We start from the raw sequence: 3,525 nt of genomic DNA, 5'->3' as shown, positions 1-3,525 counted from the left end.
GATGAAAAAGGACAGCCTGCAAAAAAAATCTTTGGCGAAAAAGCAAGAGGAGAAAGTCGCACTTGTATTAGGAGGCGGGGGAGCTAGGGGATCTTATCAAATCGGAGTTTGGAAAGCGTTAAAAGAACTAAACGTGCCCATTCATATCTTGACAGGCACTTCTGTTGGGGCTTTGAACGGAGCGTTGATTCTTCAAAACAAATACGAACAAGCTGAAAAAATGTGGCGGACAATGGAAACCCGTCATGTGTTAAAACTGAATAAATCTTTTGAAACGACTAGTTTTAAAAGTTACCGACGAACAGTAGGCGGTTTTATTCTTTCAGCAGTAAAAAAAAGAGGATTTGATACGACACCCTTAAAAAGTATGATTGATACCTATGTACCAGATGAAGCAGCTATCAGAAAAAGCGAGATAGAATTTGGTTTGACACTGACTGAGTATCCTTCAATGAAGCACCAAGAATTCTTTTTATCTGATATTCCATTTGGCCAACTAGGACTCTATTTACTCGGCAGTGCTTCTTTTTATCCCGCTATGCAGACTACACGAATAGAAGGGAAAGAATATATTGACGGTGGTTACTATGAAGACTTGCCAATTGATTTGGCACTTAAAAAAAATCCAACTGAGATCATCAGCGTGCCGATTAATGGCTTAGTCTCATTAAAAAAAACCTTAACTAATGGGAGGCAGTAAATGGCCTTTAGGTAATTTCCTTTTATTTGATAAAAACCGAGCAGATATCAATATTGCATTAGGTTATTATGAAACAATGAAAGCATATGACTTTTATGAGGGCAGCTGGTACACCTTTGAGAAAGCCGGTTTTGAAAAACATTACGAAGAGTTTTATAGGCGCTTTGCTTCCTTTTTAATCAATCCAGATAAACGCTTTGCGGCTTCTTTCTTTAAGACAGAAAACCAGCAAAGAAAGCTACTGATTGCTTTAAACAAGAGCTGGAAAGGACAAATTGGAAAAAAAGAATTGGTTTATGCCATCTATGAATTGATTGGGAAATTGTTTATGATCAATCCTACTCAAGTATACGAATTTGAGTCTTTTGAAAAGCGGATCCTGGAAAGATATAAAGAATTGCTGAATAGCACATCTTTTGAAGAAGTTGACCAATTGCTTTCAATTAATGTAACTTACTCGGTAGAAGAATGGATAGCCCGATATATTGAAACCCTTCCGCTGCTTTCAAATAAAAAGATGTTGTTTTATTTTATCGATCTAATGGATAGAAACCAGGAGGAAGAATGGTATAACTGGAAAGTGAACTATTTAATCCGGCAAAAGCCGCATGTCTTCATGATGGCGGTTTGTCTGGATCAAATAAAAAATATAAATTTGTAAGAAAAATTATACAAAAGAGTGGTATTTATGGTACACTGAAAGGCAAGTACTCATTATCAAATGTTTTATAGAAGCTTATTTAAGTTGTTTATAGTGAGGAGTGAACGAAGTGGCTCAAAAATTTTCTTATGAAATTATGGAAGAAATAGCAGTGCTTTCTGAAAATAATAAAGGTTGGCGTAAAGAACTGAATTTAGTGAGTTGGAATGGAAATCCGCCTAAATTTGATATTCGTGACTGGGCACCCGATCATGAAAAAATGGGAAAAGGTTTAACATTGACCAACGAAGAAATGAATACACTCAAATCCTTTTTAGCAACTTTTGATTAACCCTCTTTTTTTGTAAAAGATGGAATAAATGATTTTTTTAGAACAGAAAGGATTTTAACATGACAGAACGTGGACTTTTGATTGTTCTTTCGGGCCCATCGGGTGTAGGCAAAGGAACGGTAAGGAAGGCAATATTTGAACAACCGGATAATGACTTGGACTATTCTATTTCCATGACTACACGAAAAAAACGTGAAGGAGAAATAGAAGGAGTCGATTATTTTTTTAGAACAAAAGATCAGTTTGAAGAGCTGATTGCAAGCGGCGGTTTATTAGAATATGCTGAATATGTTGGAAACTATTATGGAACACCTTTAGACTATGTTAATCAAACATTGGCAAGCGGCAAAGACGTATTTTTAGAGATTGAAGTTCAAGGTGCTTTACAGGTGCGAGAAAAAATGCCTGAAGGGATCTTTATTTTCTTGACTCCTCCTGGACTCGGCGAATTAAAATCACGTATTGTCGGACGCGGAACAGATGAAGTGGCTGTGATTGAGCGTCGGATGATGAAAGCTGTTGAAGAAATCAATTTAATGCAGCATTATGATTATGCTGTTGAAAATGACAAAGTAGAAAATGCCGTGAATAAAATTAAAAGTATTATTGAGTGTGAGCATTTAAAAGTTTCACGGGTGATTCACCGGTATAAAAAAATGATTGAGGAGCTGTAAAAAACTATGATGTTACATCCATCTATTGATAGTTTATTAGAAAAAATCGATTCAAAATATTCTTTGGTAATCTTAGCAAGTAAACGGGCACATGAATTAGACGGCAAAGCAATGCCTATGCTGGAAGAATACCAATCTCATAAAAATGTCGGCCGAGCCTTAGAAGAAATTGATGCTGGCGATTTAGTTATCGATCCTACAACAGTTAGTTTGACAGAATAACTGGAGACAGGTCATTTTTGCAACGTATACTCTATTTAAGTGCTTCAAAATAGGTACCTGCCTGTTTTGGGGTACTTTTCTTTTTGTACCTTTTTCTATAAACAAGAAAGAAAAGAAAGAGAATTCGGATGTTGACAAGACAAATGACTTCTTTTTTAGTAAAATATAGAAAGGGATTATTTAGGCACGTAAGCATCAAAGAGGAGGCAGTCTAAATTGTTGAAAAATAAAAACGTAGTGATGTATGTTTCAGGTGGAATTGCTGTATACAAAGCTGCTGATTTAGTTAGACAATTCATTAAGCAAGGTGCAAATGTAAAAGTAGCCATGACAGCATCAGCACAAGAATTTGTGACACCTTTGACTTTTCAAATACTAAGCAAACACCATGTGTATACTGACACATTTGACGAACGCGAAAGCGATAAGGTTAGTCATATTCATCTGGCAGATTGGGCAGACATTGCAGTTGTTGCACCAGCTACGGCTAATATCATAGCTAAAATAGCAAATGGAATAGCTGATGATTTTGTTACAACAGCTTTACTGGCTACAACGGCGCCGGTTTTTGTTGTTCCGGCAATGAACTCTCATATGTTAGAAAATCCAGCTACTGTTCGCAATTTAAAAATTTTAGCTGCTGATGGACGTTTTGTTATGGAACCTGCTACAGGCTTCTTAGCAGAAGGTTATGAAGGAAAAGGGCGGTTCCCGGAACCTATTGACATAATCGAAACGGTTAAAAACTTCTTAATTACACAACAACCGGATTTGCCGTTAAAAAATAAACACGTTGTCATAACAGCCGGAGGAACAAAAGAACGCATTGATCCAGTTCGTTATATTACAAATGACTCATCTGGAAAGATGGGGTACAGTTTGGCAAATGCAGCCAGGGATTTGGGAGCAGAAGTCATTTTGGTATCTGCGACACAAC

General features: G+C 36.7%; 6 protein-coding genes. All 6 read left to right on the top strand.

Going from position 1 to position 3,525, the window contains the following annotated elements:
* On the top strand, positions 1–700 hold a 700-nt coding region (locus RT405_RS06260), incomplete at its 5' end, for a patatin-like phospholipase family protein (protein ID WP_313468482.1).
* Positions 687–1,361, top strand: coding sequence for a hypothetical protein (locus RT405_RS06255; protein ID WP_313468480.1), 675 nt, complete (start codon positions 687–689; stop codon positions 1,359–1,361). The genes RT405_RS06260 and RT405_RS06255, both read left to right, overlap by 14 nt.
* Positions 1,362–1,470: 109 nt before the next feature.
* Positions 1,471–1,692 (top strand): YdbC family protein, encoded by a 222-nt coding sequence (locus RT405_RS06250; protein ID WP_035028527.1) that lies wholly within the window; start codon positions 1,471–1,473, stop codon positions 1,690–1,692.
* Between the two features lie 59 nt (positions 1,693–1,751).
* Positions 1,752–2,366, top strand: a complete 615-nt coding sequence (gene gmk, locus RT405_RS06245) for a guanylate kinase (protein WP_313468477.1) — start codon at positions 1,752–1,754, stop codon at positions 2,364–2,366.
* A gap of 6 nt (positions 2,367–2,372) precedes the next feature.
* Complete coding sequence (gene rpoZ, locus RT405_RS06240; RefSeq protein ID WP_035028521.1) at positions 2,373–2,588, top strand: DNA-directed RNA polymerase subunit omega; 216 nt, start codon at positions 2,373–2,375, stop codon at positions 2,586–2,588.
* Positions 2,589–2,804: 216 nt separating this feature from the next.
* Positions 2,805–3,525: bifunctional phosphopantothenoylcysteine decarboxylase/phosphopantothenate--cysteine ligase CoaBC (gene coaBC, locus RT405_RS06235; protein ID WP_313468475.1), on the top strand; the 721-nt coding region annotated here is incomplete at its 3' end.

Source organism: Carnobacterium sp., from assembly GCF_032094055.1.
GTDB lineage: Bacteria > Bacillota > Bacilli > Lactobacillales > Carnobacteriaceae > Carnobacterium_A.
The sequence above is the reverse complement of the archived record's forward strand: the minus strand, read 5'-3'. Positions and strand labels throughout refer to the sequence as shown.

Coding starts and splice junctions, on each gene's coding strand:
- RT405_RS06255 (WP_313468480.1), top strand. CDS start 687: ATGGGAGGCAGTAAATGGCCTTTAGGTAATTTCCTTTTATTTGATAAA.
- gmk (WP_313468477.1), top strand. CDS start 1,752: ATGACAGAACGTGGACTTTTGATTGTTCTTTCGGGCCCATCGGGTGTA.
- rpoZ (WP_035028521.1), top strand. CDS start 2,373: ATGATGTTACATCCATCTATTGATAGTTTATTAGAAAAAATCGATTCA.